A 25,946-nucleotide genomic window follows, 5' to 3' on the forward strand; every position below is an offset into this window, starting at 1 on the left:
TTCAGCGCGTCGCCATCCGCCGGAACAGCGACGTCTCGGCCTGCCAGTCGACCCGGACCCTCCTGTAAGCGAAGCGCCAGCCGCTCTCGGTGCGAACCAGCCGGTCGTCATAGGTGCCGCTGTGGTCGGGCCCGAAATTGCTGTGCACCGCGAAATAGCTGCGCGCCGTTGCTTGATCGCCGTCGATCGCGATCAGCGGATTGGTGATATGGTGGCGAACGAACGTCAGCCGCGGATCGCGCGTTCCGGACCCGAGCGAGGCAGCGATCGCTTCGGGGCCCGTCGGGCTCGCACCCGGATAGTCCAGCACGCCGTCGTCGGCGAAGCACGCCGCCAGTTCGGCCAAGCGCCCCCGGTCGCCGTTATAGGTATAGCGTGCGAGAAGGTCGCGGATCGCGTCGCGGTCGGCGGCAACGTCAGCCATTATGGTTCAACCTCAGCCCCGGTTCGCCCCAACGCATCTTCGCCAGTCGTCCCGTTTTCGACAGGGTGATATAGGCATCGCGCATATCCTCGCCGCCAAAGGCGATATTGGTGACATAGGGTTCGCCCTCGATGGCGAATTTCGACACATCGCCGCCGGGTGTGATCGTCGAAATCCCGCCCTCATACAGCGTCGCCACGCAGATATTGCCCGCCGCGGTCACTGCCAGGCTGTCGAACCCGACCGGCCCCGGCGCGGTTGCAATCCACGTCGGGCGCTGCGCTTCGACCTTGCGATCATAACGCCATAGCCGAGCCTGATGCGTGTCGGCGACATAGACATGCATACCGTCGGGCGAGAGGCCGACGCCGTTATACGACACCGCGTGCCGGTTGATCGCGGCGATCGACGATCCGTCGGGCAACGCGCTGAACAACCCGCTCGCAGAGCGGATCCCGTCGTGAGTCTTGCCGAGGTCGGTGAACCATATCCGCCCGTCGGCGTCGAAGACGATGTCGTTCGGCGCTTCCAGTGCGACGCCGGCGCAGCTATCGTAGAGGCGTTCGAATTTGCCGGTCGACAGATCGACGCGCTCCACCCGCCCTTCGTGCCCGGGGCCGCGCGCATTCTGGAATTTGACCAAGTCGAGCCCGCCATTGTTGCAGACATAGAGCGCACCGTCGGGTCCAATCTCTGCGCCGTTCGGTCCGCCGCCGATCTCGCAGACGGCTTCGGTCCTGCCGTTCCAGCAGCGGGTTATGCGTCCCCCTGCGAGTTCGACGACGATCACCGACCCATCGGCCATGACGACCGGGCCCTCGGGAAAGGCAAGGCCTTCCGCGACGATCTCCATCCGACCCTCTCCTGTATAACCTAGTTATGTATGTCTTGACACGTGGCGGGGGAGCGCGCAACCCTCGGCGCCGGGAGAGAGACATTGCCTGTACCGCAGCATCATATCGTGGCGACATCGCCACCCTTCGACCAGCCGCCTTATCCGGCGGACATATTTGCCGGGCAGACCGTGCTCGTCACCGGCGGCGGATCGGGGATGGGGCTCGCCATGGCGAAGGCCTTTGCACAGGGCGGCGCGCAGGTTGCTGTCATGGGTCGCAGCATGGAACGCGCCGAGGAAGGCGCGGCGCAGATCGCGGCGCTGGGCGTTCGGGCCCATGCGATGAGCTGCGATGTTCGTCAGCCCGAGGCGATCGCTGCCGCTTTCGACGAGGCCGAGCGCGAATTGGGCCCGATCGGGCTGCTTGCCAATAATGCCGGCGCCAATTTCCCGATCCTTGCCGAGGACATTTCGCCCAACGCATGGAATGCGGTCACGCGGATCGCGATCGACGGTACCTTCCTCTGCTCGGCCGAATTCGCGCGGCGCCGCATCGCGCGCGGCGAGGGCGGGGCGATCGTCAACAACAGCGCGCAATATATCTGGACCGGTTTCCCCGGCGACGCGCACAGCGCCGCAGCGAAGACCGCGCAGGCGACGATGACGAAGAAACTCGCCGCCGACTGGGCGCCCCATGGCATCCGCGTCAACGCGATCGCCGCGGGTTTTTTCCCCCACGACACGTCGACCGCAGGGCGCCGCGAGGGAGGCATCGCACCACTCCAGAACATGATCCCCGCCGGTCGCACCGGCGATATCTGGGAATTCGGGTGGCTGTCGGCGATGACCTGCACCCCGCTGTTCGGCGACATGACCGGGCAGGTGATCGTGCAGGATGGTGGCGAAAGCCTGCGCCGCTCGCTGATGATGCCCGATTTCGTCCCGCCGCGCGAACGCGCCGACGGGCCTTGGGGGTGGCAATGAGCGGCTGGCTGAACGGTAAGCGCGCGCGCATCGAGGGCGAGTGTCCGGCAATCGCGTCGGCATTGGCTGCGCAAGGCGCTTCGCTCGTCGATGTGGGTGACTGCGACATCTGGGTTCACATTGCACCGCCGCCTCCGATCAAGCTTGCGCACGAACTGACGCATGCCGAATGGCGCGCCAGTCTCGACGCCGGGCTCGACCGCCGCTTCCTCGGTGCGAAGGATTTTGCCGGGCAATGCCGCGCGCGCGGTACGGGCGGCGCGATACTCTTCGTCGGCGCCCCCGAACAGGCGCTCGGCGCCGATCAGGCGGCGGCCGCGGGCGCGCTCGGGAACCTCACCAAGACGCTCGGGGTCGAATGGGCGCGCGACGGCATTCGCGTGAACAGCGTCCTGACCCGCGACGCGGGCGACACGCTCGGCAATCTCGCGGCTTATCTGGTCAGCGATTATGCCGCCTATGTCACTGGCGCGGTGATGGGGATCGACCTCGATGACTGATCGCGCGCGCCTCGACGGGCAGGCTGCGTTCGTCACCGGCGGCGGCGGGGGCATCGGGCGCGCCATCGCGCTGCGGCTTGCCGAGGCGGGCGCGGACGTGGCGATTTTCGACATTTTTCCAGAGCGCGCCGAGGAAGCCGCCGCGCGGGTGCGCGAACAGAGCCGACAGGCGCTGCCGATTGCCGGCGACGTCATGGACAGCGACGCGTTGCGCGCCGCGGTCGATGCCGCCGCTGCGGAGTTCGGGCGGCTCGATATTCTGGTCAACAATGCCGGCGGCGTATCGGCGCGGCCGTTCCTCGAGCAGAGCGAGCGCAGCATGCGCAAGCATATCGACATCAATCTGATGTCGATGCTGATCGCGACACAAGCCGCCGCGAAGCACATGGTCGACGGCGGGCGTGGCGGCGCGATCATCAATGTCGCGAGTATCGAGGCGAGCCGCGCGGCGCCCAATTTCGCGGTCTATGCGGCGTGCAAGGCCGGGATGCTCAGCTTCACCAAATCGATGGCGGTCGAATTGTCGGGGCACGGCATTCGCGTCAACTGCATCGCACCCGACCATACGATCACCCCGGGCAATCAGGGCAATCGCGCCGGGCCCGTCGATCCGGCGACGTGGAAGCGGCGCAGCGACGACGATATCGATGCGATGAACCGGCTGATTCCGTTGGGCCGCGAGGGCGTCGATACGGAATGCGGCGATGCGGCGGTTTTTCTGGCGAGCGCGATGTCGACCTATGTCACCGGCATATTGCTGCCCGTCGATGGCGGCACCTGGGCGTCGTCGGGCTGGGTACGCGGGCGCGACCGCCGGTGGACGTTGAACGAAGGACTGGCTTTTGGCGCTTGAGCGACGGATCGGCGCCCGGCATTGCGAAATTGCGCGGGGCACCATAATGACGCAGCAAGGAAAAACCCCGATCTGACGGGTTTTGGCAAAGGGGCAGATGCATTGCAGAGCGATAGGGACAACGTGCGAATTCGGGTTCCCAAGACGTCGGAATTGGTCGCGGACCAGATCCGCGCGCAAATCATCCGCGGCGAATTGACCGAAGGCGATTCGCTCCCGCCCGAAGGCGTGCTGATGACGACGCTCGGCGTGTCGCGCCCGACGCTGCGCGAAGCCTTCCGCATCCTCGAAGCCGAAAGCCTGATCAGCGTCGTGCGCGGATCGCGCAGCGGCGCGCGCGTCCATCGCCCCTCGACCGAACTCGTCTCGCGCTACGCCGGCTATGTGCTCGAATCGCAGGGTACGACCATCGCCGACCTTTACGCTGCGCGCCTTGCGATCGAGCCGACGGTCGTCCGCTGGCTGGCGACGGCAAAGGGCGAGACGCCGGGCATGCCGAAGCTGAAGACGGTGCTCAAGGAATTGGGCGATATGCTGACGAACGAACAATATGACGAGTTCATCGACAATATCGCCTATTTCCACCAGGTGCTCGTCGAGGCGACCGGAAACAAGACGCTCAGCTTCATGAATCGCATGCTGCTCAATCTCGCGCGCACCCACCAGAACGACTATCAGCGCCGCCACCCGCGTTCGACCGAGGAACGCATGAAGAGCATCCGCGCCGGTTTCAAATCATACGACAAACTGATCGGCCTGATCGAAAAGGGCGAGGTCGAGGAAGCCGTCGCGCATTGGCGTCTTCACCTGCGCAACGCCAACGAAACCTGGGCCGTGCGCGGCGAGGGCGAGCGGATCGTCGACTCGCTCCACGGATGAGCTTTATCGAGGCGATGACCGCTGCGGCGGCGCGGGCGCCCGATGCGCCGCTCACCGTCGCCTCCGATATACGACCCTGCACCACGACATTGGGTGAGGTGGTCGCGGCGGGCCGACGTATGGGCACGCGAATGACGGCGGCGGGCGTCGGCTCCGGCGATATCGTCGGGTGCATGATTCCCAACTGGCGCGAGTGGCTCGTGGTGGCAGTGGGGGCGGCGCAGTCGGGAGCCGTGATGCTGCCGATCGTCACCATCTATGGCGCCAAAGAGCTTGGCTTCATCCTGCGCCAGTCGGGCGCCAGATGGCTATTTACCCCCGACCGCTTCCGCCATGTCGAATATGATCGATTGGTGGCGGATTGCGGCGACCTTCCTGCGCTCGAACGCCATGTCGCAACGGGCCCCGATTTTGACGCGCTCGAGGCCGAGGGTCCCATCGGCGACCCGGTGCCGGTCGACCCCGGCGCTCTGGCGCTGCTTGTCTACACCTCGGGAACGACCGCCGATCCCAAGGGTGTGATGCATTCGGCGCGCGGCCTCCTCGCCGAACTGGCGACGATGCAGGCGATGCGCGGCGGCGACGGAAACGATGCCGTGATCTCGCCCTGGCCGCCGGGGCATGTCGCGGGCGCGCTGTCGATGTATCGCTACCTGTGCCAGGGAGCGCCGCTGGTGCTAATGGATCAGTGGGACCCCGCAGTGGCGGCGGAGCTGGTCGATCGGCATCGCGTGACCACATCGTCGGGCACGCCGTTTCACCTGTCGGGCATGATCGCGGCGGCTGATGCCAATGGCAACGACCTGACGTCGCTGCGCCAATATCTCGTCGGCGCCGCGCCCGTGCCGCCGTCGCTGATCGAACGCTGTCAGGCGCAGGGCCTTGCGGTCTATCATTGTTATGGGTCGAGCGAGCATCCGACGGTGACCTCGGGCGTCGTCGACGACCCCCTCGACAAGCAGCTCCACACCGAAGGCCGCGCGATCGCAGGGTCGGAGATGCGCTTCGTCGATGACGATGGCACCGACGTCCCGGCGGGTCAGGATGGCGAAATCTGCACGCGCGGACCCGAATTGTTCATGGGATATCTCGACCCCGCGCTGAACGACACCGCGTTCCTTCCGGGCGGCTGGTACCGCACGGGCGACATCGGTCGCCTCGACGAGAGCGGCTATCTGCTGATCACCGACCGCAAGAAGGATATCATTATCCGTGGGGGCGAGAATATCTCGTCGAAGGAGGTCGAGTCAGTGCTTCTGTCGCACCCGGCGATTGTCGACGCTGCGGCAGTCGCGGCGCCCGATGACCGGATGGGCGAAGTCGTGCGTGCATGCGTCGTACTCGCCGAGGGCGCGGGGTTGACCCTGGACGACGTGCGCAGCCACTTTGCTGGCGCGGGGATTGCCCGGCAGAAGACCCCCGAGCGCCTCACCATCCTGCCTGCGCTTCCGCGAAATGCATCGGGCAAGGTGCTGAAGCACGAACTCCGGCGAAGCGCTTAGTTGCGCATGATAAACCCGCCGTCGACGTTCAGCGCCTGACCCGTAATCCAGTCGCCCGCCGGAGAGCAAAGCAACAACAACGCCCCGACCAGATCCTGCGGCTCGCCGCGCGGCTGCTTGACCACGCGCGCCATCGCCGCTTGCACGAATGGGCTCTCTTCCGGCGTCAGCGCCTTGCCCGCGTCGGACATCGTCATCCCCGGCGCGATCGCATTGACGTTGACGTTCATCCGGCCAAGCTCGGTCGCGAGCGTCGTCGTCAGCCCGAGCAGCGCGACCTTGCTGATCCCGTAAGTGGTCTGGGCGGGGAATCCTCCCGCCGACAGCTGATTGACGATCTTGCCGCCTCCGCGCGCCTGGAACAGCGGTACCGCGGCCTTTGAACTGATCAGCGCGCCAGTCAGGTTGACGCGCATCAGCTTTTCGAAATCGGCGATGCTCGTCTGGATAGCAGGGGTCCCGACCGCCTCGACCATCAGAGCGGCATTGTTGACGAGAATATCGAGCCCGCCGAACGCCGCCTGCGTCGCTTCCATCATCGCCGCGACCGATGTTTCGTCGGCGATGTCGGCCTGCACGGCGATCGCCTTGCCGCCCGCATCGTTGATCTCGGCGGCCACGCGCTCGGCGCCTTCCTTGTTGAGGTCGGCGACGACGACGCTGGCGCCCGCATTCGCCAACCCGACCGCATAGGCCCGCCCGATGCTGTTGCCGCGCCCGCCCGCGCCCGTGACGATCGCAACCTTGCCGTCGAGGCGGAACTGGTCGTTGGTGAAATCGGCCACGCTCATGCCTCCTGCTTCGGGAAGATCGGCGCGCCGACGCCGATAGTGACGGTCTTGTAGTGCAGGAACTCGTCGATCCCCGCCTTACCGCCTTCCTTTCCGAACCCCGAAATGCCGACGCCGCCGAAGGGGGTGTGCGGATTGATCTGGAACCCGCCATTACTATAGACGCCACCCGCGTTCAGCCGCTCAGACAGGCGGTGGACGCGCTGCAGGTCGTTCGACTGGATATAGGCCGCAAGCCCATATTCGCTGTTGTTGGCGATCGCGACCGCCTCGTCCTCGTCGTGGAACTTGATCACGACGACGGCGGGCCCAAAGATTTCGACCTGGCTGATTTCATGGTCGGGATCGGCATCGACGATCAGCGTCGGTTCGATGAAATTGCCGCTCGCCAGATCGCCGCCGCACCGTCCGCCGCCGAGCAGGAAAGTTGCAGCATTGTCGGCCTTGGCCCGGTCGAACATGCCGGTGATGCGGTCGACCGCGGCCTTGTTGATCACGGGCCCGACCGCGACGGTCGGGTCCATGGGATCGCCGACCTTGAACTGGCCGATGATCGCCTTCAGTCGCGCTACGAAATCGTCGTAGATGTCGGCGTGAACAAGCTGGCGGGTGGGGAGGGCGCAGCCCTGACCCGACAGACAGCCAACGGTCCAGAACACCGCGCGTTCGGCTGCCGCCTGAATATCGCAGTCGGGGAAGACGAGGCTCGCCGATTTGCCGCCCAGTTCCATCACCGACGGCTTGATCTCCTCGGCGCACGCGGCAAGGATCTTGCGCGCGGTGATCGGCCCGCCGGTGAAGCTGATCTTGCGGATCTTCTTGTGCCGCACGATCGCATCGCCCGCTTCGGCGGTGCCGGGCAGGATCGACAGCACGCCATCGGGCACCCCCGCTCTTGTGCACAATTGCGCGAACAGCTCGGGCGCGAAGGGGGTGATTTCGGCGGGCTTGCAGATGACGCAATTGCCCGCGGCGAGCGCCGCGCACACCTTCATGCCCAGCGAGATCAGCGGACCGTTCCAGGTGATGATGATCCCGACGATGCCGATCGGCTCGGGCACCGTGTAGGACAGCTCGCCGCGCGTATCGAAAGTGCTCAGCAGGTCGCCCGACAATTTGTCGCACCAGCCGGCATAATAGCGCGTCCAGCCCACCGCGGTCTCGACCCCGCGTTCGCCAACCATCAAGGTCGTGCCGCCGTCGAGCGCCGCCGCGCGCGCAAGGTCCGCCTTGTTTTCCTCGAGCAGGTCGGCGAGGCGGTTGAGGATATTGCGGCGCGTCTCGGGCGGCGTTCGGCGCCATTGCTCGCGCACCGCTTCCGCCTTGGCGACCGCTTCCTCGACCTCTTTCGTCCCGGCGAGCGGGATGTCCGCCTGCACAGACTGGGTGACGGGGTGGAGATGCGGATGTGTCCCGCCGCTGCCGCTGCTGCGTTGCTCATGTCCCAGATGCAGGTGAACTGCGGGTGCTGCGCTTGCCATAATGGATCCTCTTCTCGTTTCTATCAGTCGGTTTGGGGCAGGGCGAGCGTCAAGCCGCCGTCGGCGCCCGGTCGCATCGCCGGGCTCCAGACGATTTCCCAGCCATTGCCCTCAGGGTCGGCGAAATAGCCCGAATACAGCCCGCCATCGCGATCGCGGATCGGGCTGGTGATTTTAGCGCCGGCCGCGATAGCCCCGGCAAACTGCGCATCGACGTCGGCCTTCGTCTCGACAAAGATCGCATTGACCGCGCGCGGCGTCGCCGACAGGTCGATGCCGCTTTCGGCGGCCAGATAATCGCGCGGGACGAAGACGATCACCGCGGTCCCGGCGCGCAGCATCAAAGACCCCGGCATGTCGGGTCCCCACGTCTGCCAGCCGAGATCGTCGACGTAGAATTTGCGTAGCTTCGCCGTGTCGCCTGCGGGCACCATCAGCATATGCAAGGCTTGATCCATCGCTTCAACTCCACGCCAGATGCAGATGTTCGAGCGCCATCACGCTGCCGCCGCGGCACGTCTCGTCGCCCTTTTCGATTCGACGGAAATGGCCGATGCGGGCGAACCAGGCGCGATAGAAGACGATCAGCTCCATCCGCGCGAGGTGGAGGCCGAGGCAAGTGTGGATGCCCGATCCGAACGCGGCATGGCGATAGAATTGCCGCTCGACCGATACGGTTTTTGGATCGGGATTGAGCCCTTCATCCCAACCGACGAGTGGCAGCGGGGCGAGGATGCAGTCGCCAGCGAAGAGCTTTACGCCCTCCAGCTCGGTATCCGCGACGATGTAGCGCGGCGTCGCGACGAAAGCGTATCGGCGCAGCAATTCTTCGACGAGATCGGGGATCACATCGGGATCGTCGATCGCGCGCTGGCGCAGCGTCTCGTCATGCGCGAGGTGGCGCATCCCGAAGCTCATCGCATTGGTCACGGTGTCGAGCCCCGCGAGAAACATCAGGAAGCCGATCGACATCAGCTCCTCGAACGTCAGCCGGCGCCCCTCCACCTCGCTGACGATGATCTTCGAGATCATGTCGTCGCGCGGTTCGGCCATGCGCTGCTGGATCAGCTCGGCGAGATGGCCGAGGATCGTCTGTGCCAGCGCGTTGCGCTCATCGGGGGTCGCGCGGGCGTTGAAAAAGCCGACGACGAGATGGCGGAATTCGTCGAACTTCTCCATCGGAAAGCCGAACAATTCCATAAACACCGCGACCGGCAAGCGCGACGCGATGCTCGATACGAACTCGCATTCTCCGGCATCGGCGATGTCGCCGAGCAGCTGGTCGGTCCATTCGACGACGCGCGCCTCTAGCGGCGCGATTGCCTTCGATTCAAAAAAGGGGCGCAGCATTTGCCGGTAAGGGCGATGCTCGGGCGGATCGAGCATCTCGGGGATCATTGCCGGCTGGTTCGGATTGGGCGGGATCGACAGATAGCGACTCGAATAAATCTCCGGATGCCGGATTACCTGAGACACCGATGATGCGGTGTTGCACATCCAGTGCCCGCCATGCGCATTGGTCCAGAACACCGGCGGCGCGGTCTCCTTCAGTTCCCAATAGCGATCATGGACGTCGGCCAGCAAACCGGGATCGGCGATATAGTCGAACTCATAGACCGGCGAACGCGCCGGGGTCTGCGACTCGGTCATGTTCCTCTCCTCTTGCGCTCAAGTAAACGGCTGTTTACATCAAGAGTCAACGGGGAGGCAGCATGGCAACGGCAATCAACGACAAGGCACGCGACGCCGACCGGACGCGGCAAGCGATCCTTTATGCTGCGCAGCAAATTTTCGCGGAAAAAGGGTTTGCCGAGGCTGGTGTGCGCGACATTACCGCGCGCGCCGGGGTGAACCCGTCGCTGGTCAGCCGCTACTTCGGCGGCAAGCTGAAACTGTTCGAGGCCGCGCTCGATGCGGCGCTCGATGCGCGGATGATGACCGACTTGCCCAAGCAGGGGTTCGGCCGCGCGATCATGGCGCGCTTCGCCGACGAGGAGAAGGGGCGGGTGCAGCCGCTGCCGATCCTGTTCGGCGCGGCGCCCGACAGCGAAGCGCGCGCCGTCGCGCTCCGCCTGTTGCACGATCATGTGCTCGCGCCTTTGTCCGAATGGTTCGGGGGCGAGGCCGGCGAGGTCAAGGCGGCCGCCTTCATGGTCGTTTCGCTCGGCTTTTTCACCTATCGCGACCAGTTGCCGCTGCGGCAGTTTGCTGGGCCGGTCGAGCCCGGCCTGCGCCGTTGGCTGGAAGACACGTTTCAGGCTATCGTCGACGACTAGGGTCCTGGCCCTGGGCCGGACATGTCACAGCGTCGCCATGTCGATCACGAAGCGATATTTGACGTCCGATTTCTCCATCCGTTCGTAAGCCGTGTTCACGTCGGCCATCGCGATGGTTTCTGTCTCGGGCAGGATGCCATGCTCGGCACAGAAATCGAGCATCTCCTGCGTTTCCTTTATCCCGCCAATCGCCGAGCCCGCGACCGATTTGCGGCCGCCGAGCAGCAGCCCCGAATGAAAGCCGGGCATCTGATCGACCGCGCCCACGATCACCAGATGGCCCGATGCTTTGAGCAGGCGCAGGTAGTTTTGATACTCGTGCGCGACCGGGATCGTGTCGAGGATGAAGTCGAAACGGCCCGTCGCTGCCTTCATCGCCTCCTTGTCCGTCGCGATCAGCACATGCGATGCGCCGAGTGAACGGGCATCGTCGGCCTTTGACGGCGAGGTGGTAATCATCGTCACCTCGGCGCCGAGCGCGGCGGCGAATTTAACCCCCATATGACCAAGTCCGCCGAGGCCCGCCACCGCGACCCGCTTGCCGGGACCGACACCCCAATGCCGCAGCGGCGACCAGGTGGTAATGCCGGCGCACAACAAGGGTGCCGCCCTAGAGAGATCGAGCGCGTCGGGAACGCGCAGCACGAACTTGTCGCGCACGATCACGCGTTTCGAATAGCCGCCCTGCGTCTGGCTGCCGTCGTGCCGGTCGCGGCCGTTGTAGGTGCCGACGCTACCGGGGCAATATTGCTCCTGATGCTCGGCGCAATTGGGGCATTCCAGGCAGGCATCGACGAGGCAGCCGACAGCGACCGCATCGCCGATCGCGAAGCCGTCGACCGCGCTCCCAATTGCGTTGACGCGCCCGACGATCTCGTGCCCCGGAACGACGGGGTAACGTGTCCGTCCCCAGTCGTTGCGCGCGGTGTGAAGGTCCGAATGGCAGACGCCGCAATAGAGGATGTGGATCGCGACATCGTCGGCGCGCAGCTCGCGGCGCTCGATCGGCATCGGGGCAAGGGCGGCATCGGGGGCGGTTGCGCCCCAGGCGGCAACAGCTTCGGTCATGCGGCATCCTCCAGTAACAAAGCGGCGTCGGCGGGGGCGATGAACTGCAGCAGGTGCGCGCGCTTCAGGCAGAGATGCGGCGCGGCCTCGTCGGTCATGCCGATGCCGCCATGGACCTGGATATTGGCGCGGCCGTTGTCGAGTGCGGCCTGGTCGCCGAGGCGCTTGGCGGCGGCGATATGAAAGGCGGCGTCGGTATCGCGCGCGTCGAGCGAACAGGCGGCATAATAGAGCTGCGAACGCGCCACCGCGGCGCGCACCGCCATATCCGAACAGATATGCTTGAGCGCCTGGAACCAGCCGATCGGGCGGTCGAACTGGTGGCGAAGCTTGGCATATTCGGCCGCCATGTCGCGCGCCGCGTCGGCGCAGCCGACCGCATAGGCTGCGGCCAGCAGTTGCAGGTGCAGCGGCGCGGCGGCATCCTTGGTCCCCACCGAGGCCGTCCATTCCTGCCGGCTCTGGTCGGTCGACGGGTCGATCGTTGGCGCGTGTGTCCGGCCATCCTGCATAGCGAACAGACGCAACCCGCCGGCTGTCCACATCAGCGCGGCATGCGAACCGCCCGGATCGAGCACGCGCATATCGCTTGGTTCTTCGGTAGGCAGCGCAAGCGCGACTTTGCCGTCGAAGCCTTCGGCGAACCATCGACGGGCCGCTGCAGTAGAGATCAGCCCGATCGGCGCGAGGACGCGGCCGAGCTCGGAGAAGACAACTGCCTCCGTCGCATGGTCCAGGTCCATTCCGGGTGCGGTCATGCCCGTCCAGCCCATCGTTTCGAGATCGCCCCAAAGACCGGCGGGACGCGACCGCGCTCCCTCCAGCGGCATATGGTCCCGGCACCAGTCGGCGGTCGCGGTGCGCAGCGCTTCCTGCTCGTCGTTCAGAGTCAAATCCATCGCGTCACCTCGACTTGGGCAGGCCGAGCAAGCGCTCGCCGATGATGTCGCGCTGGATCTGCGCCGTGCCGCCCGCGATCGTCGAGGCGAAACCGCGGAGATAATCCTGCACCGCATTGTCGTCGCCATAGGCAAAGTCGATCAAGTCCTCGCCCATCAACAGCACGGCCATCCGCTCGAGCCGCTGACCGAGCTCCGCGGTGAACAGCCGGATCACCGACGCTTCGGGCCCCGGTTGCCCGGTGCGCACGACTTCGGAAATATTGCGGTAGGTCATTGCGCGCAGCGCCGCGACCTCGGCGCGCATCTGCGACAACTGGTCGGCGATGCGGTCGTCCTTGATCATTCCGTTCGCGCGCGCAGTCGTGACCAGCTCGGCAATCTCCTGCCCCGCCTTGACCTGTTCGGCGATAAAGCCCGTTCCACGCTCGAAGCTCAGCGTCGACATCGCGACCTTCCAGCCGTTGCCGAGCCCGCCGACGACATTTGAAAGCGGTATGCGGACATCGTCGTAAAAGACTTCGGCAAACTCGGTCTGCCCCGACATCTTCCTAATCGGCCGTACCGTGATCCCCGGCGCATGCATGTCGCAGATCGCCCAGCTCAACCCGGCGTGCCGCTGCGACCCTTCCTCGGTCCGCAGCACCAGTTCCTGCCAGTCGGCGACATGCGCAAAGCTCGTCCAGATCTTCGACCCGTTGACGACCAATTCGTCGCCCTCGATTCGCCCGCGCGTCTTGATGCCGGCGAGGTCGGAGCCCGCGCCCGGCTCCGAAAAGCCCTGGCACCAGATCGCTTCGCCCTTCAGGATGCGGGGCAGGTGATAGGCCTTTTGCTCTTCGCTCGCGTTCAGGATCAGCGTCGGCCCGCCATGGTTGATCCCGACGAAATTGGCGCCGATCCATGGGGCGTGCGCCTTTGCATATTCCTCAAGCCAGATCACCTGCTGGACGATCGACAGTCCGCGGCCGCCATAATCGGCGGGCCAGTTTATCCCCGCCCAGCCGGCGTCGAACAGCCGCCGCTGCCAGGCTTTGTCGAAACCGATCGCGTCGGCCGCGTCGAGCGGACGTTTCTCTGCGGGCACATTGGCGTGCAACCAGTCGCGGCACTCCTCGCGAAAGCGCGTCTCTTCGACGGAAAAGCCGATGTCCATCAATCGGCCTTTTTCGCGCTGCCGATGGGCTCGCCCTTCTTGCGCATCGCGGGATCAAAGCCCGCGTTGCGCATCAATTCGTGGTTCAGCCCCGCGCCGAGCGCCATGCCGTCGGTGTCGTAAATCAGCCGCTTGTTCTCGGCATTGCTGTGGCGGCTGTTGCCGAGGATCAGCGCGGCGAGCTCGGACACCTTGGCATCCAGTTCGTCATCGGCGACGCAATAATTGGCGAGCCCCATCGCGGCGGCCTGCTCGCCAGTATAGGGCTGGCACGTCAGCATCATTTCGAGCGCCTTCGCCTGGCCGACGCGGCGCGGCAGGCGCTGCGACAGGCCCCAGCCCGGAACCAGCCCCCAATTGCCATGCGTATCGGCGAAGCGCGCGCTGGTATCGCAGACGATGAAATCGGCCGAGAGCGCGAATTCGAGCCCGCCAGTGTAGCAACTGCCGCGCACCTTCGCGATCACGGGTTGCGGCAGCGTGGTCAGCCGTTCGAGGATCAGCATCTCCTGCCGCAGCCAGCCGAGCGCATCGGCGTGCGGCGCCTGCTTCAGATCATGCCCGGCGCAGAAATGCCCGCCCGCGCCCGTCACGACGATCAGGCCGACCTCGCTGCCATCGGCTTCGATATCGCGGATATGCGCGCGGAATTCGCGAAACAGCTCGCGGTTGATCGCGTTGCGCTGGGCGGGCCGGTTCAGCGTCAATGTGCAGATGCCGCCAGCATTGTGCCGCAGGACGAGCGCTTCGCTCATGCCACGTCTCCCCGCGTTTTGGCGATTGCCGCCGCCGCCGTGCCGCTTTCGCGTGCGCGTTTGCCGAACTGCTCGCGGATCGGCACGAATTCGGGCATCACCAATGACCGCCGCAGCCAGTTCGCGGCATCGACGACCAGCGTGTGCCCGCTGATATAGGTCGCATAGGGCGAACAGAGGAAGGTCGCCGCCCAGCCGAGTTCGCGCACCTCGCCAACGCGCATTCCCGGGATCGTGTTGTCGCCGCGCTCGCCGACGCGGTGGCGCGTCATATGGTCGGGCAGATCTTCATGCGGGAAACGTCCGGGCGCGATGCAATTGACGCGGATGCCGTCAGGTGCCCATTCGACCGCAAGGCTCTGCGTCAGGTTGGTCACACCCGCCTTCGCCGCCGCCGAATGCGACGTGCCCGGTCCGCCCGTCCAGCTATAGGTCGCCCCGATATTCAGGATTGCGCCGGGCAGCCCCGCCGCGAGCCGCCGGATCGCAAATTCGCGGCTGCAATTATAGGTGCCGTTGAGGACGATATCGACGACGGTGCGAAAACCGTTCGGCGTCATTTCTTCCGCCGGCGCGGGGAAATTTCCTGCTGCATTGTTGATCAGCACGTCGACCGGGCCAAGCTTCGCCTCGATCGCGTCGAACGCCGTCGCGACAGCGTCGGGATCGCGCACGTCGCACGCGACGGCGATCGCCTCGGCGCCGACGTCGCGGATCGCCGCGAGCCCGGCTTCGAGGTGCTCGGGCTTGCGGCTCAGCACCGCGATCTTGGCGCCCAGCCGGGCAAATTCGACCGCCATGCCCTTGCCCAGCCCGGTGCCGCCGCCGGTCACGGCGACAACCTGTCCGGCATAGGTCCCATCGGGCAGCGCTTTCGCGCCAAGCGGGGGCGGGGCGGGGAGGGCCATTTATTTGCCTTTATACTGCGGCGCGCGCTTCTCGCGGATCGCGGTGCGGGCCTCGTGATAATCGTCGGTCTTGAACAGATAGCTTTGCGCATAAAGCTCGGCGCGCGTGCCGGTGCGGATCGTCGCACCGTGCATCAGGTTGATCATCTCCTTCGCCATCGCGAGGTTGATCGGCGGTTTGGCGGCGATATCGCGCGCGACCGCCAGCGCCCGGGCGTCGAGTTCATCGGGTTCGACAACGAAATCGACCGCGCCCCATTCCAGCGCGGTCGCAGCGTCGATCTTCTGCCCGGTCATCACCATATATTTGGTCCGCGACGGACCGATCAGCGCGGTCATCATCTGCGTCCCGCCGGTATCGGGGAGCACCCCGTACAGGATCTCGGGCAACGCCATTTTCAGCGTCGTGTCGCTCATCCGAATATCGGCGGCGAGCGCGAGTTCGCACCCGCCGCCGATAGCGCCCCCCTTCAGCGCGGCGATGATCGGCTTGGTCGATTCCTGCATCCGCAGGCGGCCTTCCTGGTGGCGGCGTACGAAATGGAAATCGCTCTCGTCGCGCGCGCGCTGGCCCAGCACGTTGGTGTCGCGCCCCGAGCAGAAGCTTTTTCCGGTCGCGCGGATCAGGATTGCATTCGACTCGGTCTCGTCGAGCGCCTCGCCAACGAGCTGCTGGAACAGTGTCGACATGTCGTCGTCCATCGCATTGTGCCGCTCGGGGCGATTCAGCGTGATGATGCGCAGCGAACCGTCGCGCTCGCTCAAGATCTGATCGGCCATAACCGCGCTTCTCCCAAAAGCATTTCGATATAGGTCTTGCACGAGTTATATAACTAGGTCAATTATGTCGCGACAAGGAAATGGGGAGAAAGCGGATGTTCGAAGGCAAGACCGCACTGGTCACCGGCGGTTCGCGCGGCATCGGCGCTGCGATCGTGCAGCGACTCGGCGCCGCGGGCGCGCATGTCGCGATCAACTACGCCGGCAGCAAGGAGGCCGCAGAAACGCTTGCTGCCGGGATTGTCGCGGCGGGCGGCAAGGCGTTCGCGGTACAGGCCGACGTTTCGATGCTCGCGGGGATCGAGTCGCTGTTCACGGCGTGCGATGCGCAGTTCGGCGGCGCCCCCAATCTCGATTTTCTGATCAACAATGCCGGCGTCGGCCGCGGCGGGCGCGACGGCACGCTCAAGGGCGCGGGCGAGGAGCTGTACGACGAATTGTTCGCGGTCAATGTGAAGGGCCCGCATTTTGTCACGCAAGCCGCGCTGCCGCGGCTGCGCGACGGCGGGCGCATCGTCAATATCGGGTCGATGTCGGGCAAGGTCGGCCAGCCTTTCGCCGCCGCCTATGCGATGACCAAGCGCGCGGTGCAGAGCCTGACCTTCTCGACCGCGCTCGCGGTCGCCAAGCGCCAGATCACCTGCAACTGCATTGCGCCCGGTGCCGTCGCCACCGACTTCATCACCGCGCTGCGCGAAACGCCCGGTTGGGACGAGGCCACCGCGAAGCACACGCCGATGGGACGCCTTGGCGAGCCTGACGACATCGCGGGCGCGGTCATGATGCTGCTGGGCGACGATGCGCGCTGGGTCACCGGCCAGATCATCGAGGCGAGCGGGGGCCTTGCGCTCTGATGGCGTTGATGACCGAAAAACTGCGCGCGATCATGGCGCTCGATCCGGATCGGACCGAGATCGACTTCGAAGGTCACGACTATAGCTGGCGCCAGATCGCGGAGACGGTCCGCGCGATCGAGAATGCGCTCGAAACAATGGGACTGCCCGCGGATACGCGCGTCGGCGTGATGCTGCGCAACCGTCCCGGCCATGTCGCCGCGATCGTCGCGGTGCTTTCGACCGACCGCTGCCTCGTTACCCTCAACCCCATCCTGCCCGACGCAAAGCTGTTCGACGACATCGAAGGGCTCGGGCTTCCGGTCGTCATCGCCGACGCGACCGATCTCGCGCGGCCGGGCGTCACCGATGCGCTCGAGCGCGCGGGCTCGGCTGTCGTCGAGATCGGCGCGCGCCTCGAAGGTGCGCGCGTCGTCCCGAGCGGAAGGCGCGCCGCGGTGCAGACTTCACCCGGCGTCGCGATCGAAATGCTCACCAGCGGCACCACGGGAACGCCGAAACGCGTCCCCTTGAGCCGCGACTCCTTCGATGCGAGCTTTCGCGGTTTCACGAAATATGAGCGCGGCCGCAGCTTCGACGACCCGCCGAAGCTCAACTCGGGCTGTACGATGATCGTCAATCCGCTCACGCATATCGGCGGCATCTATGGCTGCATCGGGGCGCTCGCGGCGGGACGGAAGATTGCGCTCCTTGAAAAATTTACCGTCGAGGCGTGGGTTTCTGCCGTGAAGCGCAACCGTCCTGCGGTCGCTCCCGCAGTCCCTTCGGCGGTGCGTATGCTGCTCGACGCCGATGTCGACCCCGCCGACCTGTCGAGCCTCAAGTCGCTAATCTCGGGCACCGCGCCGCTTTCACCCGATCTCGTCGATGCCTTTCTCGCCAAATATGGCATCCCGATTTGCGGCAATTATGGTGCGACCGAATTCGCCGGTGCGATTGCCGGGTGGACGATCGACGATTTTCGCCGGCTCTGGACGGAAAAGCGCGGCGCCGTCGGCCGCGTCCACGGCGATATCGAGGCGCGCGTCGTCGATGCGGAAAGCGGCGCGGTCTTGCCACATGGGACCGAAGGCTTGCTCGAGCTCAAGGGGCGCCAGCTTGACAACGACATGCAATGGCTGCGCACGACCGATCGCGCGGTGCTCGATGCCGATCGTTTTCTTTATATCCGGGGACGCGCCGACAATGCGATCATCCGAGGGGGATTCAAGATCCATCCCGACGATGTCGCCCGTGCGATCAACGATCATCCCGCCGTGCGCGAAGCCGCGGTGGTGGGCGTGCCCGACGCGCGGCTCGGGGCTGTGCCCGCGGCGGCAATCATCCTCAAGGACGGCGCAGCCGAACCGGAGGTCGAAGTTCTCAAGGCGTGGCTCAAGGAGCGGCTGATCGCGTATCAGGTTCCGGTACACATCCGCTACGTTCCCGACTTTCCGCGCACTCCTTCGATGAAACCATCCGCGCCGGGATTGCAGTCCCTGTTCGAAGGAGCGTCGTGATGGAAGATTTCAGCGGCAAGTCGGTCATCGTCACCGGCGGCGGGCGCGGCGTCGGGCGCGGGATCGCCAAGGCCTTCGCGGCAGCAGGCGCACAGGTCATGCTCGGCGCTCGTACCATATCCTACGCCGAGGATGTGAAGGCCGAGATTGAAAAGGCGGGCGGCGTCGCCGAATGTTTCGCCGCCGACATCGCGCGTCACGCCGATTGCCGTGCGCTCGTCGAAGCCACGGTGCAAGCCTTCGGTACCATCGACATCATCGTCCACGCCGCGGCCGACATTCCGCACGGCGGGGTTGGCCACGTCGACGACGAGCGTCTGGAAGCGGGCTTTGCGAGCATCGCGAAAGCCGCCTGGTGGCTGCTCGACGCCGCGCGGCCCCATCTCGCCGACGCGAAGGATGGCGGGCGATTCATTGCGATCGGTTCGATCAACGGCACCTTCAACGTCGTTCCCAACATGACCGCTTACGGCATGGCGAAGGCTGCGCTCGACGCTTTCATTCGCGCCGCTGCCGGCGACGTCGTGGGCGAGGGGATCACGGTCAACGCGATCAATCCGGGCCTCGTCGCCAGCGACCGCGCCAAAGCCGTGCTCGGCGACGAGGGCCTCGCCGCTTATGGTGCCACCGTTCCCGTCGGCCGCGCGGGTACGCCGGCCGATATCGCGCACGCCTGCCTGTTCCTCGCCTCGGCAAAGTCCGACTATATCACCGGTACGACGATCAAGATGGACGGCGGCTCGACCGTTGCGGCGTCGCCGGGTCGCAACGACATCTTGCAGGAACGGCTCAAGCTCCAGCAGGGAAAGGCGCCCTGATGGACCTCGGGATTGCCAGAAAGGTTGCGCTCGTCTTCGGCGGATCGAAGGGTATCGGGCTTGGCTGCGCGCACGAGTTCGCGCGCGAAGGCTGCAAGACCGTGATCGCCGCGCGGACGCAGGCGACGATCGATACTGCGGTTGCCGAGGTGCGAACGGCGGGCGGGCAGGTCGTCGGCATCTCCGCTGATTGCACGACCAGGGACGGGATAGCATCGGCGGTTAACGCCGCGACCGGCGCGTTCGGGGCGCCCGACATTTTGATCTTCAACGTCGACTCCGGCCCCAAAGGTGCCTTCCTCGACGTCGACGACGAGACTTTTGTCGCCGCGAACAACAACAATGTCATGGCGTTCCGCTGGGCCGTGCAGGCGGTGTTCCCGCATATGCGCGAGCAGGGCTGGGGCCGCATCCTGACGATCGGCACCAACTCGGTGAAGGCGCCGCACCGCAAGCTCCCGCGTGCGGCGCAGAACACCTACCGCGTCGGCGCGCTGGCGCTCTCGAAAACCCTGTCGGCCGAACTCGGGCCCTACGGCATTACCGTCAACACGCTTGGCACCGGTGCGATCGCGACGCCGCAATTCCGCGACGTTTTTACGAAGATCGCCGAGGCCCAAGGCCAGACCTACGAAGACTATATCGCCGAGCGCGTCAGCGCGTGGCCCGTCCAGCGAATGGGAACGCCAGAGGATATGGCGGCTGCCGCGGCCTTCCTCTGTTCGGATCGTGCCGGGTTCATCACCGGTCAGGTGCTGATCGTCGATGGCGGCAATCTTGAAGTTCTGTAATAATCTGAAAGCAAGGAAACAAGGGCATGAAACTCGACAAGAATTTGGCTGCAGTCGTCACTGGCGGCGCCTCGGGCCTTGGCCGCGCCAGTGCCGAAGCGCTTGCGGGCGCGGGGCTGAAGGTCGCGATCTTCGACGTCAATGAAGAGGGCGGAAAAGCGGTCGCCGACGCGATCGGTGGGATTTTCTGCAAGGTCGATATCACCAGCGAGGACAGTGTCGTCGCGGGGTACGAGGCCGCGCGCGCCGCGCACGGCCAAGAGCGGGTGCTCGTCCACTGCGCGCAAATATCGAAGGGCGGAAAGACCGTCCGTTACGACAAGGCGACGGGCGGCTATGTCCGCTACTCGACCGAAGACTACGCCTTCTCCGCACAGGGCATCCTGATCGCCAGCTACCGGCTGGCATCGCTGTCGGCGCTCGGCATGGCGAATGCCGAGCCGCTGAACGACGATGGCGAGCGCGGCGCGATCATCCTCACGGCGTCGGCCGCTGCGCAGGATGCGCAGATCGGGCAGGTCGGCTATGGTTCGCTCAAGGCCGGGGTCAACGGGCTCGTCCTGCCGCTGGCGCGCGATCTGATGGACCTTGGCATCCGCGTCAATTCGATCATGCCCGGCATTTTTGCGACGCCGCCGATGCTCGCGGTCAAGGATCGCGCGCCAGCTGTTTTCGAAGGTTTGGCGGCATCGGTGCCGTTCCCCAAGCGCCTCGGCCATCCCGAAGAGTTCGGTTCGCTGGCGCTGGAGCTTGTCCGCAATGGCTATTTCAACGGCCAGAATCTGCGGCTCGATGGCGCCATCCGTATGCCGCCTAAATAGGATCAAGGTCTTGAACGCTCCCCAGCAATTTCCCTTTGCACGGCAGTCGGCGGGCCCGGCGCCCGCGCGTCGGCCAGGCTCGATCCGGCGCACGACTTCGATCGACTCCGACTGGCCCGATGGCTTCGGCCAGGCGTGGATCATGGCCGGGCGTGCTCGCGATCTACTGACCTCTTTCAAGGGCGAAGCGGTGGAACTCGCCCGCGGCGACTTTCGCATCCGGACGTCGCCGATCCGCGAGATACTCGAAATATCGGCCACGCCCGATCACCCGCGTCTTCAGGAAATGGTCGGGGTACGCGCAGGCGGCGCCAGCCGCCACGCGCTCGCGGCGACGCTGGGCGACATCCGCGGCACGCCCACCTTTCAGCTCCTCGATGATTTCGCGGGCGCCAGCCTCGTCGCGGGTTGGATATGGTCGCGGTGGATCGACGACTGGCAGGCGGCGATGCGCAGCAAGGGCACGCAATCGACCGCCGGGAACAAGGGACGGATGCTCAACATCTGCACAGGCTTCACCGAAGGCGCGAGTTCGTTGTCGGAAGGTGGCGGGGTCGACCATGAGCATCAATCATCGACCGAGGTCGGTCCGCTCGCCAACCCGAACGATCCTGCCGGCTGGCACACCATGCCTGAACAGGTCGCCCGCCCCCTGGCACGGCGCGCGCGCCGCATCGACATCTGGCGCGCCGAGGGCGTGCTAAAGGTCGACGCGGGCTTTCAGGACAGCGGGCCCAATCCGGAGGGGACGCGGACCGCGATCCACGAGTATCGGGTCTATGCGGAGATCGACGAAGCGAGCGAAACCCTGCTTTCGCTTCAGGCCTTGCCGCTGATCCTGCCGTTTCGCGAATGCCCCGGTGCCTCGATGAAGGCGGCGCGGATGGTCGGCCAGAATGTCCCGGAATTTCGGCAGGCGGTTCTCGATACGCTCGCCGGCACGCTCGGCTGCACCCATCTCAACGATGTCCTGCGCGCCCTTGCCGACGTGCCGGCCCTCGCACGATTATTACCCAAAGCGCCGGATTGAAGGGAAAAATCTTACGATTTCCGCAACGGAAAGCGCAATTCACTTGTCTATCTTGTTAGACCTAGTTATACAACTGACGTAGCGAGGACATATGAAGCCTCGCGGGGAGGATGTTGACCATGAATTTCAAGCAGAAGCGCGATTCGTTCCGGATGCTCACCGCGGTCTCGCTGACGGCCATTGCCTTGTCATCGACACCCGCGTTCGCGCAAACCACCCCGCCGCCGTCGGCAGAGAACGAAACCGTCGGTCTCGAAGACATCATTGTCCAGGCGCGCAAGGTGAACGAAAATCTGCAGGATGTTCCCGTTGCGGTGACCGCCTTTACTGGCGAGAGCCTTGAAGCTCAGGGCGTTATCCGTGTCCAGGACATCGCGAACTTCACCCCGGGGCTTTATATCCGCTCGGGGTCGAACAGCCCCGCTGGCATCACCGTTGCGCTCCGCGGCCAATTTCAGAACGACACGCTTGCGACTCTCGACCCCTCGGTCGGCACCTATGTCGACGGCGTTTACTGGGCGCGCGCCTATGGCCTCAACACGACCTTGCTCGATATCAGCTCGGTCCAGGTGCTCAAAGGTCCGCAAGGTACCTTGTTCGGGCGCAACACCACGGGCGGCGCGATGCTGATCAACTCCAACGACCCGCGGCTCGGCGAATTCAGCGGCAAACTGTCGGCAACCTACGGTCGCTTCAACGAGTTCGAGCCGACGGCGGTTGTCAACATCCCGATCGGGGACAAGGTCGCTATCCGTCTTGCCGGCAAGCGATTCAGCCGCGACGGTTATACGACGAACAGCGTTCCGGCAAACGCGGCCAGCGCGGTGACTGCGGTCACCACCGCCGTCGCGCGTCGCCCGGTCGGCGGCAATCTCGACGGCCTCAAGCTCGACAACCGCGACCGCTGGCAGGCGCGCGGCAAGCTGCTCATCCAGCCGACCGACAACCTCAGCCTCCTGTTTTCGGGCGAATATTTCAAGATGGACGAGGCTGCGCCTAGCCGCAATCTCGTCTATGCGACGCGGGCGTTCAGCGGCGCCAATTCGACCTACAATACCGCCGCCACCAGCGGAACATTCGTCGGCATATTGAACGGCAATCCGCCGGCTAGCGCGACGGCGCCCGGCCTGGCGATTCTCGCAACGGAAGCGGCGCGGCTTGCGGCGGGGGGACGGATCACCGCCAACAACGAGATTCCCTATGTCTACGCCAAGACGCAGACCTATAATTTTACCGGCGCGCTCGACACCAGCTTCGGTCAGGCGAAACTGATCGCTAGCTATCGCAAGGTCAGCGCCAACGCCGGCTTCGATCTCGACGGTTCGGCCTACCCGATCCACTTCACCGAAAGTCAGCAGGAGCTGAAGCAGCAATCGGCGGAGCTCCAGCTCACCGGCAAGATGTTCGGCGATGCCGTCGACTTTGCAGCGGGCGCGTTCGTCTTCCATGAAAGCGGCTTTGACCAGTCGATTTCGATCACGGTCCCGGTCCTCAATCCGGTGACGTCGCATTTCTGGGGGTATATCGATAACGACAGCATCGGCATGTATGGCCAGGCGACCTGGCATCTCAACGACAAGCTGTCGTTCACCGGCGGCCTGCGCTATTCGGTCGACGACAAGGGTCTCGAAACGCGCAGCAACAATTTCAACCGCACCAGCGGGTTGACGACCTGCGCGGTGGTTGCCGGCGTTCCGGCATTCAGTGCCGGCGAGATCGTCGATCCGGTCCAGTGCGCCTTCAAGCGCCGCGACAGCTTCGGCGGATGGTCCTATACGGCGAGCGTCGATTACAAGCTCAACGACGATATCCTAGTCTATGCCAAGACCGCCAAGGGTTTCCGGTCGGGGGGGCAGAATCTCCGCGCGCCGAATACGGCTGCGTTCATCCCCTTCGCACCCGAAGTGGCCTACTCTTACGAAGTCGGTTTCAAGGGCGAGTTTCTCGACAATCGCGTGCGGTTGAACGTCGCGGCCTATACGAGCGACGTGAACGACATTCAGCGTTCGACGCTGGTGTCCGTCCCACCCGTGCCCCCGGCGACCGTTCCCGGCACCGCGACGCTGCTCGGCAACGCGGGCAAGGCTCGCATTCGCGGTCTAGAGGCCGAACTGACCGCCGTGCTGTTCGAAGGCTTTACCGTCCAGGCGTCCGGCGCGCTGGTCGATCCGAAATATGTCCGCTATTCGGATTTGACCGGCGACCGCTCGTTCGAACGGTTCAGCGGTGTGTTCAAGAAGCAATATTCGCTCGCCGCGGACTATACCACGCCGGTCGGCAGCCGCGCGCGGGTCAACCTTCACGTCGATTATTCGTGGCGCAGCAAGGTGCCGCTCGACATCTACAACTATGCGCCCAATCCCGACAATAACGCGATCATCGCTGCGACCACCGGGCCGGCGCTCGGCCTGCTCGGCGCGCGCGCCTCGGTCGAGTTTCTCGACCGGTTCGAGATCGGCGTGTTTGCGCGCAATATCACCAACGAGCGCGAATATGTTCAAAACCAGCTGGTTGCGCCGGTCGGGTATATTTCGGCGACCTACAACGAACCGCGCACTTATGGCGTGACCGCCAGCGTCGAATTCTAGGGACCACAGGGCGCTCCTCGGAGCAATGGGGAGGGGACGGCCTGGCCGGACCCTCCCTCTTTTTTTCCGGGAAAGGAAAAACATGACGTCGGAAGCCTCCAGTCGCCGTGGTCTGACGCTTGGCCTGCTCGTGATCGTTGCGATCCTGAGCTATGTCGATCGTCAGGTCTTCACGCTCTTCCAGGACGACATCAAGCTGGAGCTTGGCCTCGATGACGGCCAGCTCGGCTTGCTCACCGGCATCGCTTTTGCCGCCTTTTACGCGATCGCCGCCTTTCCGATCGCGCGCTACGCCGACCGCGGCGACCGGCGGCTCGTGATCGCGGTTTGCGTGTCGATCTGGAGCCTCGCGACTGCGTTGTCCGGCTTTGCCCATAGTTTCTGGCAAATGCTCCTCGCGCGCATCGGCCTTGCCGCGGCGGAGGCAGGCGCTGGCCCCGCCGGCATGTCGCTGCTTACCGATATCTTCCCCAAGGATCGCCGCACGACGGTCATCTCGGTCATGCTTGCCGCCAACGCCGTCGGCCTCTCGGGTGGGCTCGCGCTCGCAGGCTGGCTTTCGCAATGGTATGATTGGCGCACGGTCTTCCTGATCGTCGGTCTGCCCGGCGTCGGCGTCGGCCTGCTGGTCTATCTGCTCGCCGCCGAACCGCGCCGCCGCGGTATTGTGGGGCCTGCGCTACCGCCGCAGACGAGCCTCGGCGAGGTGCTGCGCACGATGGCGTCGAACCCTTCGCTGCGCTGGGTCGGGCTTTTGCTCTGCATGGTCCCGCTCACCGGTTTCGCCTTCATCCTGTGGGGCGCGTCCTTCTTTCAGCGCGTACACGGGCTGGACAAGACCGAGACCGGCTTCTGGCTCGGTGGCGCGATGGCCGCGGGACTGGTGATTGGCAATCTCGTCGCGGGCTGGGTCAGCGACAAATATGGCCAGGCGAACCCGCGCTTCAACGGCTGGTTCGCCGGCATCGGCTTGCTGATCTCTTGTCCCTTCGGCGTCGGTTTCGCGTTGACCAGCAACGCCTGGCTGGCGCTCGCCTGCTTCGTCGTTGTGAAGTTCATGATGACGCTGCACCTCGGGCCGATCATCGCACTCTGCTTTGTACAGGTGCCGGTTCAGATGCGCGCAATGATGTCGGCGACGATCAACATGTTCATCGGGCTTGCCGGGGTCGGCCTAGGCGGTACGGTGGCGGGTTATCTCAGCAAGGCATTTACGCCGGCTTATGGCGAATTGTCGCTTCAGCCGGCGCTGGCGATCCTGTCGGGGTGCCTGCTGGTCGGCGGTATTGCGGCGATCATGGCGGGCAGGACGGCGAGGCCGCTGGTCGAATAAAAATCCTCCCTGTCGCGAAGCGATGGGGAGGGGGACCGCTCGCGTAGCGAGAGGCGGAGGGGCCGCGACGTCGCGTTATAGCCCCTCCGTCAGCCCTACGGGCTGCCACCTCCCCATGCCT

Annotated in this window: 26 protein-coding genes; 14 read left to right on the forward strand and 12 right to left on the reverse strand. The window is 65.0% G+C overall.

All coding sequences use genetic code 11. The features are described from left to right. Nucleotide 1: 1 nt before the first annotated feature. Complete coding sequence (locus QOL79_RS04210) at nucleotides 2-424, reverse strand: nuclear transport factor 2 family protein (protein WP_283418735.1); 423 nt, start codon at nucleotides 422-424, stop codon at nucleotides 2-4. Next, the gene (locus QOL79_RS04215; protein ID WP_283418736.1) at nucleotides 417-1,277 is read right to left on the reverse strand and encodes an SMP-30/gluconolactonase/LRE family protein; all 861 of its coding nucleotides are present in this window, start codon (nucleotides 1,275-1,277) and stop codon (nucleotides 417-419) included. Before QOL79_RS04215 ends, QOL79_RS04210 begins: the two co-directional genes overlap by 8 nt. Before the next feature lie 84 nt (nucleotides 1,278-1,361). Between QOL79_RS04215 and QOL79_RS04220 the strand changes: the two genes are divergently transcribed. From QOL79_RS04220 to QOL79_RS04240, 5 genes are all read left to right on the forward strand, one after another. Next, complete coding sequence (locus QOL79_RS04220; protein ID WP_283418737.1) at nucleotides 1,362-2,243, forward strand: SDR family oxidoreductase; 882 nt, start codon at nucleotides 1,362-1,364, stop codon at nucleotides 2,241-2,243. Then, nucleotides 2,240-2,743, forward strand: a complete 504-nt coding sequence (locus QOL79_RS04225) for a Rossmann-fold NAD(P)-binding domain-containing protein (RefSeq protein ID WP_283418738.1) — start codon at nucleotides 2,240-2,242, stop codon at nucleotides 2,741-2,743. The genes QOL79_RS04220 and QOL79_RS04225 overlap by 4 nt, the downstream gene beginning before the upstream one ends. Further along, complete coding sequence (locus QOL79_RS04230) at nucleotides 2,736-3,596, forward strand: SDR family NAD(P)-dependent oxidoreductase (protein WP_283418739.1); 861 nt, start codon at nucleotides 2,736-2,738, stop codon at nucleotides 3,594-3,596. Before QOL79_RS04225 ends, QOL79_RS04230 begins: the two co-directional genes overlap by 8 nt. Before the next feature lie 123 nt (nucleotides 3,597-3,719). Continuing rightward, on the forward strand, nucleotides 3,720-4,475 hold the full coding sequence (locus tag QOL79_RS04235) for a FadR/GntR family transcriptional regulator (RefSeq protein WP_167541751.1): 756 nt from the start codon (nucleotides 3,720-3,722) through the stop codon (nucleotides 4,473-4,475). 14 nt (nucleotides 4,476-4,489) lie between these two features. Further along, nucleotides 4,490-5,977, forward strand: a complete 1,488-nt coding sequence (locus QOL79_RS04240) for an AMP-binding protein (RefSeq protein ID WP_283418740.1) — start codon at nucleotides 4,490-4,492, stop codon at nucleotides 5,975-5,977. Here the strand turns inward: QOL79_RS04240 and QOL79_RS04245 are convergent. Genes QOL79_RS04245 through QOL79_RS04260 form a run of 4 tightly spaced genes read right to left on the reverse strand, consistent with a single transcriptional unit; the run spans nucleotide 5,974 to nucleotide 9,899 of the window. Beyond that, nucleotides 5,974-6,768, reverse strand: a complete 795-nt coding sequence (locus QOL79_RS04245) for an SDR family oxidoreductase (RefSeq protein ID WP_283418741.1) — start codon at nucleotides 6,766-6,768, stop codon at nucleotides 5,974-5,976. The genes QOL79_RS04240 and QOL79_RS04245 overlap by 4 nt on opposite strands. Next, entirely contained in the window at nucleotides 6,765-8,249 is a 1,485-nt protein-coding gene (locus tag QOL79_RS04250) for an aldehyde dehydrogenase family protein (RefSeq protein WP_282947293.1), read from the reverse strand. The genes QOL79_RS04245 and QOL79_RS04250 overlap by 4 nt, the downstream gene beginning before the upstream one ends. A 23-nt stretch (nucleotides 8,250-8,272) precedes the next feature. Beyond that, a complete protein-coding gene (locus QOL79_RS04255; protein WP_283418742.1) occupies nucleotides 8,273-8,707 on the reverse strand; it encodes a VOC family protein in 435 nt (144 codons plus the stop codon). Between the two features lie 4 nt (nucleotides 8,708-8,711). Then, on the reverse strand, nucleotides 8,712-9,899 hold the full coding sequence (locus QOL79_RS04260) for a cytochrome P450 (RefSeq protein ID WP_283418743.1): 1,188 nt from the start codon (nucleotides 9,897-9,899) through the stop codon (nucleotides 8,712-8,714). A gap of 62 nt (nucleotides 9,900-9,961) precedes the next feature. On the opposite strand from QOL79_RS04260, the gene QOL79_RS04265 reads away from it, so the two are divergent. Further along, nucleotides 9,962-10,525, forward strand: a complete 564-nt coding sequence (locus QOL79_RS04265) for a TetR/AcrR family transcriptional regulator (RefSeq protein WP_283418744.1) — start codon at nucleotides 9,962-9,964, stop codon at nucleotides 10,523-10,525. A 24-nt stretch (nucleotides 10,526-10,549) separates the two neighbouring features. Here the strand turns inward: QOL79_RS04265 and QOL79_RS04270 are convergent, their stop codons facing one another. The 6 genes from QOL79_RS04270 to QOL79_RS04295 are packed head-to-tail and all read right to left on the reverse strand — an operon-like array spanning nucleotide 10,550 to nucleotide 16,091. Further along, on the reverse strand, nucleotides 10,550-11,593 hold the full coding sequence (locus QOL79_RS04270) for an NAD(P)-dependent alcohol dehydrogenase (protein ID WP_283418745.1): 1,044 nt from the start codon (nucleotides 11,591-11,593) through the stop codon (nucleotides 10,550-10,552). Further along, the gene (locus QOL79_RS04275) at nucleotides 11,590-12,492 is read right to left on the reverse strand and encodes an acyl-CoA dehydrogenase family protein (protein WP_283418746.1); all 903 of its coding nucleotides are present in this window, start codon (nucleotides 12,490-12,492) and stop codon (nucleotides 11,590-11,592) included. The genes QOL79_RS04270 and QOL79_RS04275 overlap by 4 nt, the downstream gene beginning before the upstream one ends. A 4-nt stretch (nucleotides 12,493-12,496) precedes the next feature. After that, nucleotides 12,497-13,648: an acyl-CoA dehydrogenase family protein gene (locus tag QOL79_RS04280; RefSeq protein WP_283418747.1), complete on the reverse strand. Its 1,152-nt coding sequence runs from the start codon at nucleotides 13,646-13,648 to the stop codon at nucleotides 12,497-12,499. After that, nucleotides 13,648-14,403, reverse strand: coding sequence for an enoyl-CoA hydratase/isomerase family protein (locus tag QOL79_RS04285; protein ID WP_204993879.1), 756 nt, complete (start codon nucleotides 14,401-14,403; stop codon nucleotides 13,648-13,650). The genes QOL79_RS04280 and QOL79_RS04285 overlap by 1 nt, the downstream gene beginning before the upstream one ends. After that, nucleotides 14,400-15,311, reverse strand: a complete 912-nt coding sequence (locus QOL79_RS04290; protein ID WP_204993878.1) for an SDR family oxidoreductase — start codon at nucleotides 15,309-15,311, stop codon at nucleotides 14,400-14,402. Before QOL79_RS04290 ends, QOL79_RS04285 begins: the two co-directional genes overlap by 4 nt. Further along, the gene (locus tag QOL79_RS04295; protein ID WP_282947310.1) at nucleotides 15,312-16,091 is read right to left on the reverse strand and encodes an enoyl-CoA hydratase/isomerase family protein; all 780 of its coding nucleotides are present in this window, start codon (nucleotides 16,089-16,091) and stop codon (nucleotides 15,312-15,314) included. Between the two features lie 95 nt (nucleotides 16,092-16,186). On the opposite strand from QOL79_RS04295, the gene QOL79_RS04300 reads away from it, so the two are divergent. The 8 genes from QOL79_RS04300 (at nucleotide 16,187) to QOL79_RS04335 (ending at nucleotide 25,825) form a co-directional block, all read left to right on the forward strand. Next, the gene (locus QOL79_RS04300) at nucleotides 16,187-16,945 is read left to right on the forward strand and encodes an SDR family NAD(P)-dependent oxidoreductase (protein ID WP_283418748.1); all 759 of its coding nucleotides are present in this window, start codon (nucleotides 16,187-16,189) and stop codon (nucleotides 16,943-16,945) included. 8 nt (nucleotides 16,946-16,953) lie between these two features. Next, on the forward strand, nucleotides 16,954-18,444 hold the full coding sequence (locus QOL79_RS04305) for a class I adenylate-forming enzyme family protein (protein WP_283418749.1): 1,491 nt from the start codon (nucleotides 16,954-16,956) through the stop codon (nucleotides 18,442-18,444). Then, complete coding sequence (locus QOL79_RS04310) at nucleotides 18,444-19,262, forward strand: SDR family NAD(P)-dependent oxidoreductase (protein WP_283418750.1); 819 nt, start codon at nucleotides 18,444-18,446, stop codon at nucleotides 19,260-19,262. The genes QOL79_RS04305 and QOL79_RS04310 overlap by 1 nt, the downstream gene beginning before the upstream one ends. Then, a complete protein-coding gene (locus QOL79_RS04315; protein WP_283418751.1) occupies nucleotides 19,262-20,053 on the forward strand; it encodes an SDR family oxidoreductase in 792 nt (263 codons plus the stop codon). Before QOL79_RS04310 ends, QOL79_RS04315 begins: the two co-directional genes overlap by 1 nt. Before the next feature lie 26 nt (nucleotides 20,054-20,079). After that, nucleotides 20,080-20,874, forward strand: coding sequence for an SDR family oxidoreductase (locus QOL79_RS04320; RefSeq protein WP_283418752.1), 795 nt, complete (start codon nucleotides 20,080-20,082; stop codon nucleotides 20,872-20,874). Between the two features lie 142 nt (nucleotides 20,875-21,016). Further along, the gene (locus QOL79_RS04325; RefSeq protein WP_282947321.1) at nucleotides 21,017-21,904 is read left to right on the forward strand and encodes a DUF2889 domain-containing protein; all 888 of its coding nucleotides are present in this window, start codon (nucleotides 21,017-21,019) and stop codon (nucleotides 21,902-21,904) included. 119 nt (nucleotides 21,905-22,023) lie between these two features. Then, nucleotides 22,024-24,492, forward strand: coding sequence for a TonB-dependent receptor (locus QOL79_RS04330; protein ID WP_283418753.1), 2,469 nt, complete (start codon nucleotides 22,024-22,026; stop codon nucleotides 24,490-24,492). A gap of 82 nt (nucleotides 24,493-24,574) precedes the next feature. Next, nucleotides 24,575-25,825: an MFS transporter gene (locus tag QOL79_RS04335; protein WP_282947325.1), complete on the forward strand. Its 1,251-nt coding sequence runs from the start codon at nucleotides 24,575-24,577 to the stop codon at nucleotides 25,823-25,825. Nucleotides 25,826-25,946 lie beyond the last annotated feature (121 nt).

This window comes from Sphingopyxis sp. Geo48 (assembly GCF_949769155.1).
GTDB lineage: Bacteria > Pseudomonadota > Alphaproteobacteria > Sphingomonadales > Sphingomonadaceae > Sphingopyxis.

Excerpts from the sequence above, each read along its gene's own strand:
- QOL79_RS04210 (WP_283418735.1), bottom strand. The coding sequence starts at position 424 with ATGGCTGACGTTGCCGCCGACCGCGACGCGATCCGCGACCTTCTCGCA.
- QOL79_RS04215 (WP_283418736.1), bottom strand. The coding sequence starts at position 1,277 with ATGGAGATCGTCGCGGAAGGCCTTGCCTTTCCCGAGGGCCCGGTCGTC.
- QOL79_RS04225 (WP_283418738.1), top strand. The coding sequence starts at position 2,240 with ATGAGCGGCTGGCTGAACGGTAAGCGCGCGCGCATCGAGGGCGAGTGT.
- QOL79_RS04230 (WP_283418739.1), top strand. The coding sequence starts at position 2,736 with ATGACTGATCGCGCGCGCCTCGACGGGCAGGCTGCGTTCGTCACCGGC.
- QOL79_RS04240 (WP_283418740.1), top strand. The coding sequence starts at position 4,490 with ATGACCGCTGCGGCGGCGCGGGCGCCCGATGCGCCGCTCACCGTCGCC.
- QOL79_RS04245 (WP_283418741.1), bottom strand. The coding sequence starts at position 6,768 with ATGAGCGTGGCCGATTTCACCAACGACCAGTTCCGCCTCGACGGCAAG.
- QOL79_RS04250 (WP_282947293.1), bottom strand. The coding sequence starts at position 8,249 with ATGGCAAGCGCAGCACCCGCAGTTCACCTGCATCTGGGACATGAGCAA.
- QOL79_RS04255 (WP_283418742.1), bottom strand. The coding sequence starts at position 8,707 with ATGGATCAAGCCTTGCATATGCTGATGGTGCCCGCAGGCGACACGGCG.
- QOL79_RS04260 (WP_283418743.1), bottom strand. The coding sequence starts at position 9,899 with ATGACCGAGTCGCAGACCCCGGCGCGTTCGCCGGTCTATGAGTTCGAC.
- QOL79_RS04265 (WP_283418744.1), top strand. The coding sequence starts at position 9,962 with ATGGCAACGGCAATCAACGACAAGGCACGCGACGCCGACCGGACGCGG.
- QOL79_RS04270 (WP_283418745.1), bottom strand. The coding sequence starts at position 11,593 with ATGACCGAAGCTGTTGCCGCCTGGGGCGCAACCGCCCCCGATGCCGCC.
- QOL79_RS04275 (WP_283418746.1), bottom strand. The coding sequence starts at position 12,492 with ATGGATTTGACTCTGAACGACGAGCAGGAAGCGCTGCGCACCGCGACC.
- QOL79_RS04280 (WP_283418747.1), bottom strand. The coding sequence starts at position 13,648 with ATGGACATCGGCTTTTCCGTCGAAGAGACGCGCTTTCGCGAGGAGTGC.
- QOL79_RS04285 (WP_204993879.1), bottom strand. The coding sequence starts at position 14,403 with ATGAGCGAAGCGCTCGTCCTGCGGCACAATGCTGGCGGCATCTGCACA.
- QOL79_RS04290 (WP_204993878.1), bottom strand. The coding sequence starts at position 15,311 with ATGGCCCTCCCCGCCCCGCCCCCGCTTGGCGCGAAAGCGCTGCCCGAT.
- QOL79_RS04295 (WP_282947310.1), bottom strand. The coding sequence starts at position 16,091 with ATGGCCGATCAGATCTTGAGCGAGCGCGACGGTTCGCTGCGCATCATC.
- QOL79_RS04300 (WP_283418748.1), top strand. The coding sequence starts at position 16,187 with ATGTTCGAAGGCAAGACCGCACTGGTCACCGGCGGTTCGCGCGGCATC.
- QOL79_RS04305 (WP_283418749.1), top strand. The coding sequence starts at position 16,954 with ATGACCGAAAAACTGCGCGCGATCATGGCGCTCGATCCGGATCGGACC.
- QOL79_RS04310 (WP_283418750.1), top strand. The coding sequence starts at position 18,444 with ATGGAAGATTTCAGCGGCAAGTCGGTCATCGTCACCGGCGGCGGGCGC.
- QOL79_RS04315 (WP_283418751.1), top strand. The coding sequence starts at position 19,262 with ATGGACCTCGGGATTGCCAGAAAGGTTGCGCTCGTCTTCGGCGGATCG.
- QOL79_RS04320 (WP_283418752.1), top strand. The coding sequence starts at position 20,080 with ATGAAACTCGACAAGAATTTGGCTGCAGTCGTCACTGGCGGCGCCTCG.
- QOL79_RS04325 (WP_282947321.1), top strand. The coding sequence starts at position 21,017 with ATGGCCGGGCGTGCTCGCGATCTACTGACCTCTTTCAAGGGCGAAGCG.
- QOL79_RS04330 (WP_283418753.1), top strand. The coding sequence starts at position 22,024 with ATGAATTTCAAGCAGAAGCGCGATTCGTTCCGGATGCTCACCGCGGTC.
- QOL79_RS04335 (WP_282947325.1), top strand. The coding sequence starts at position 24,575 with ATGACGTCGGAAGCCTCCAGTCGCCGTGGTCTGACGCTTGGCCTGCTC.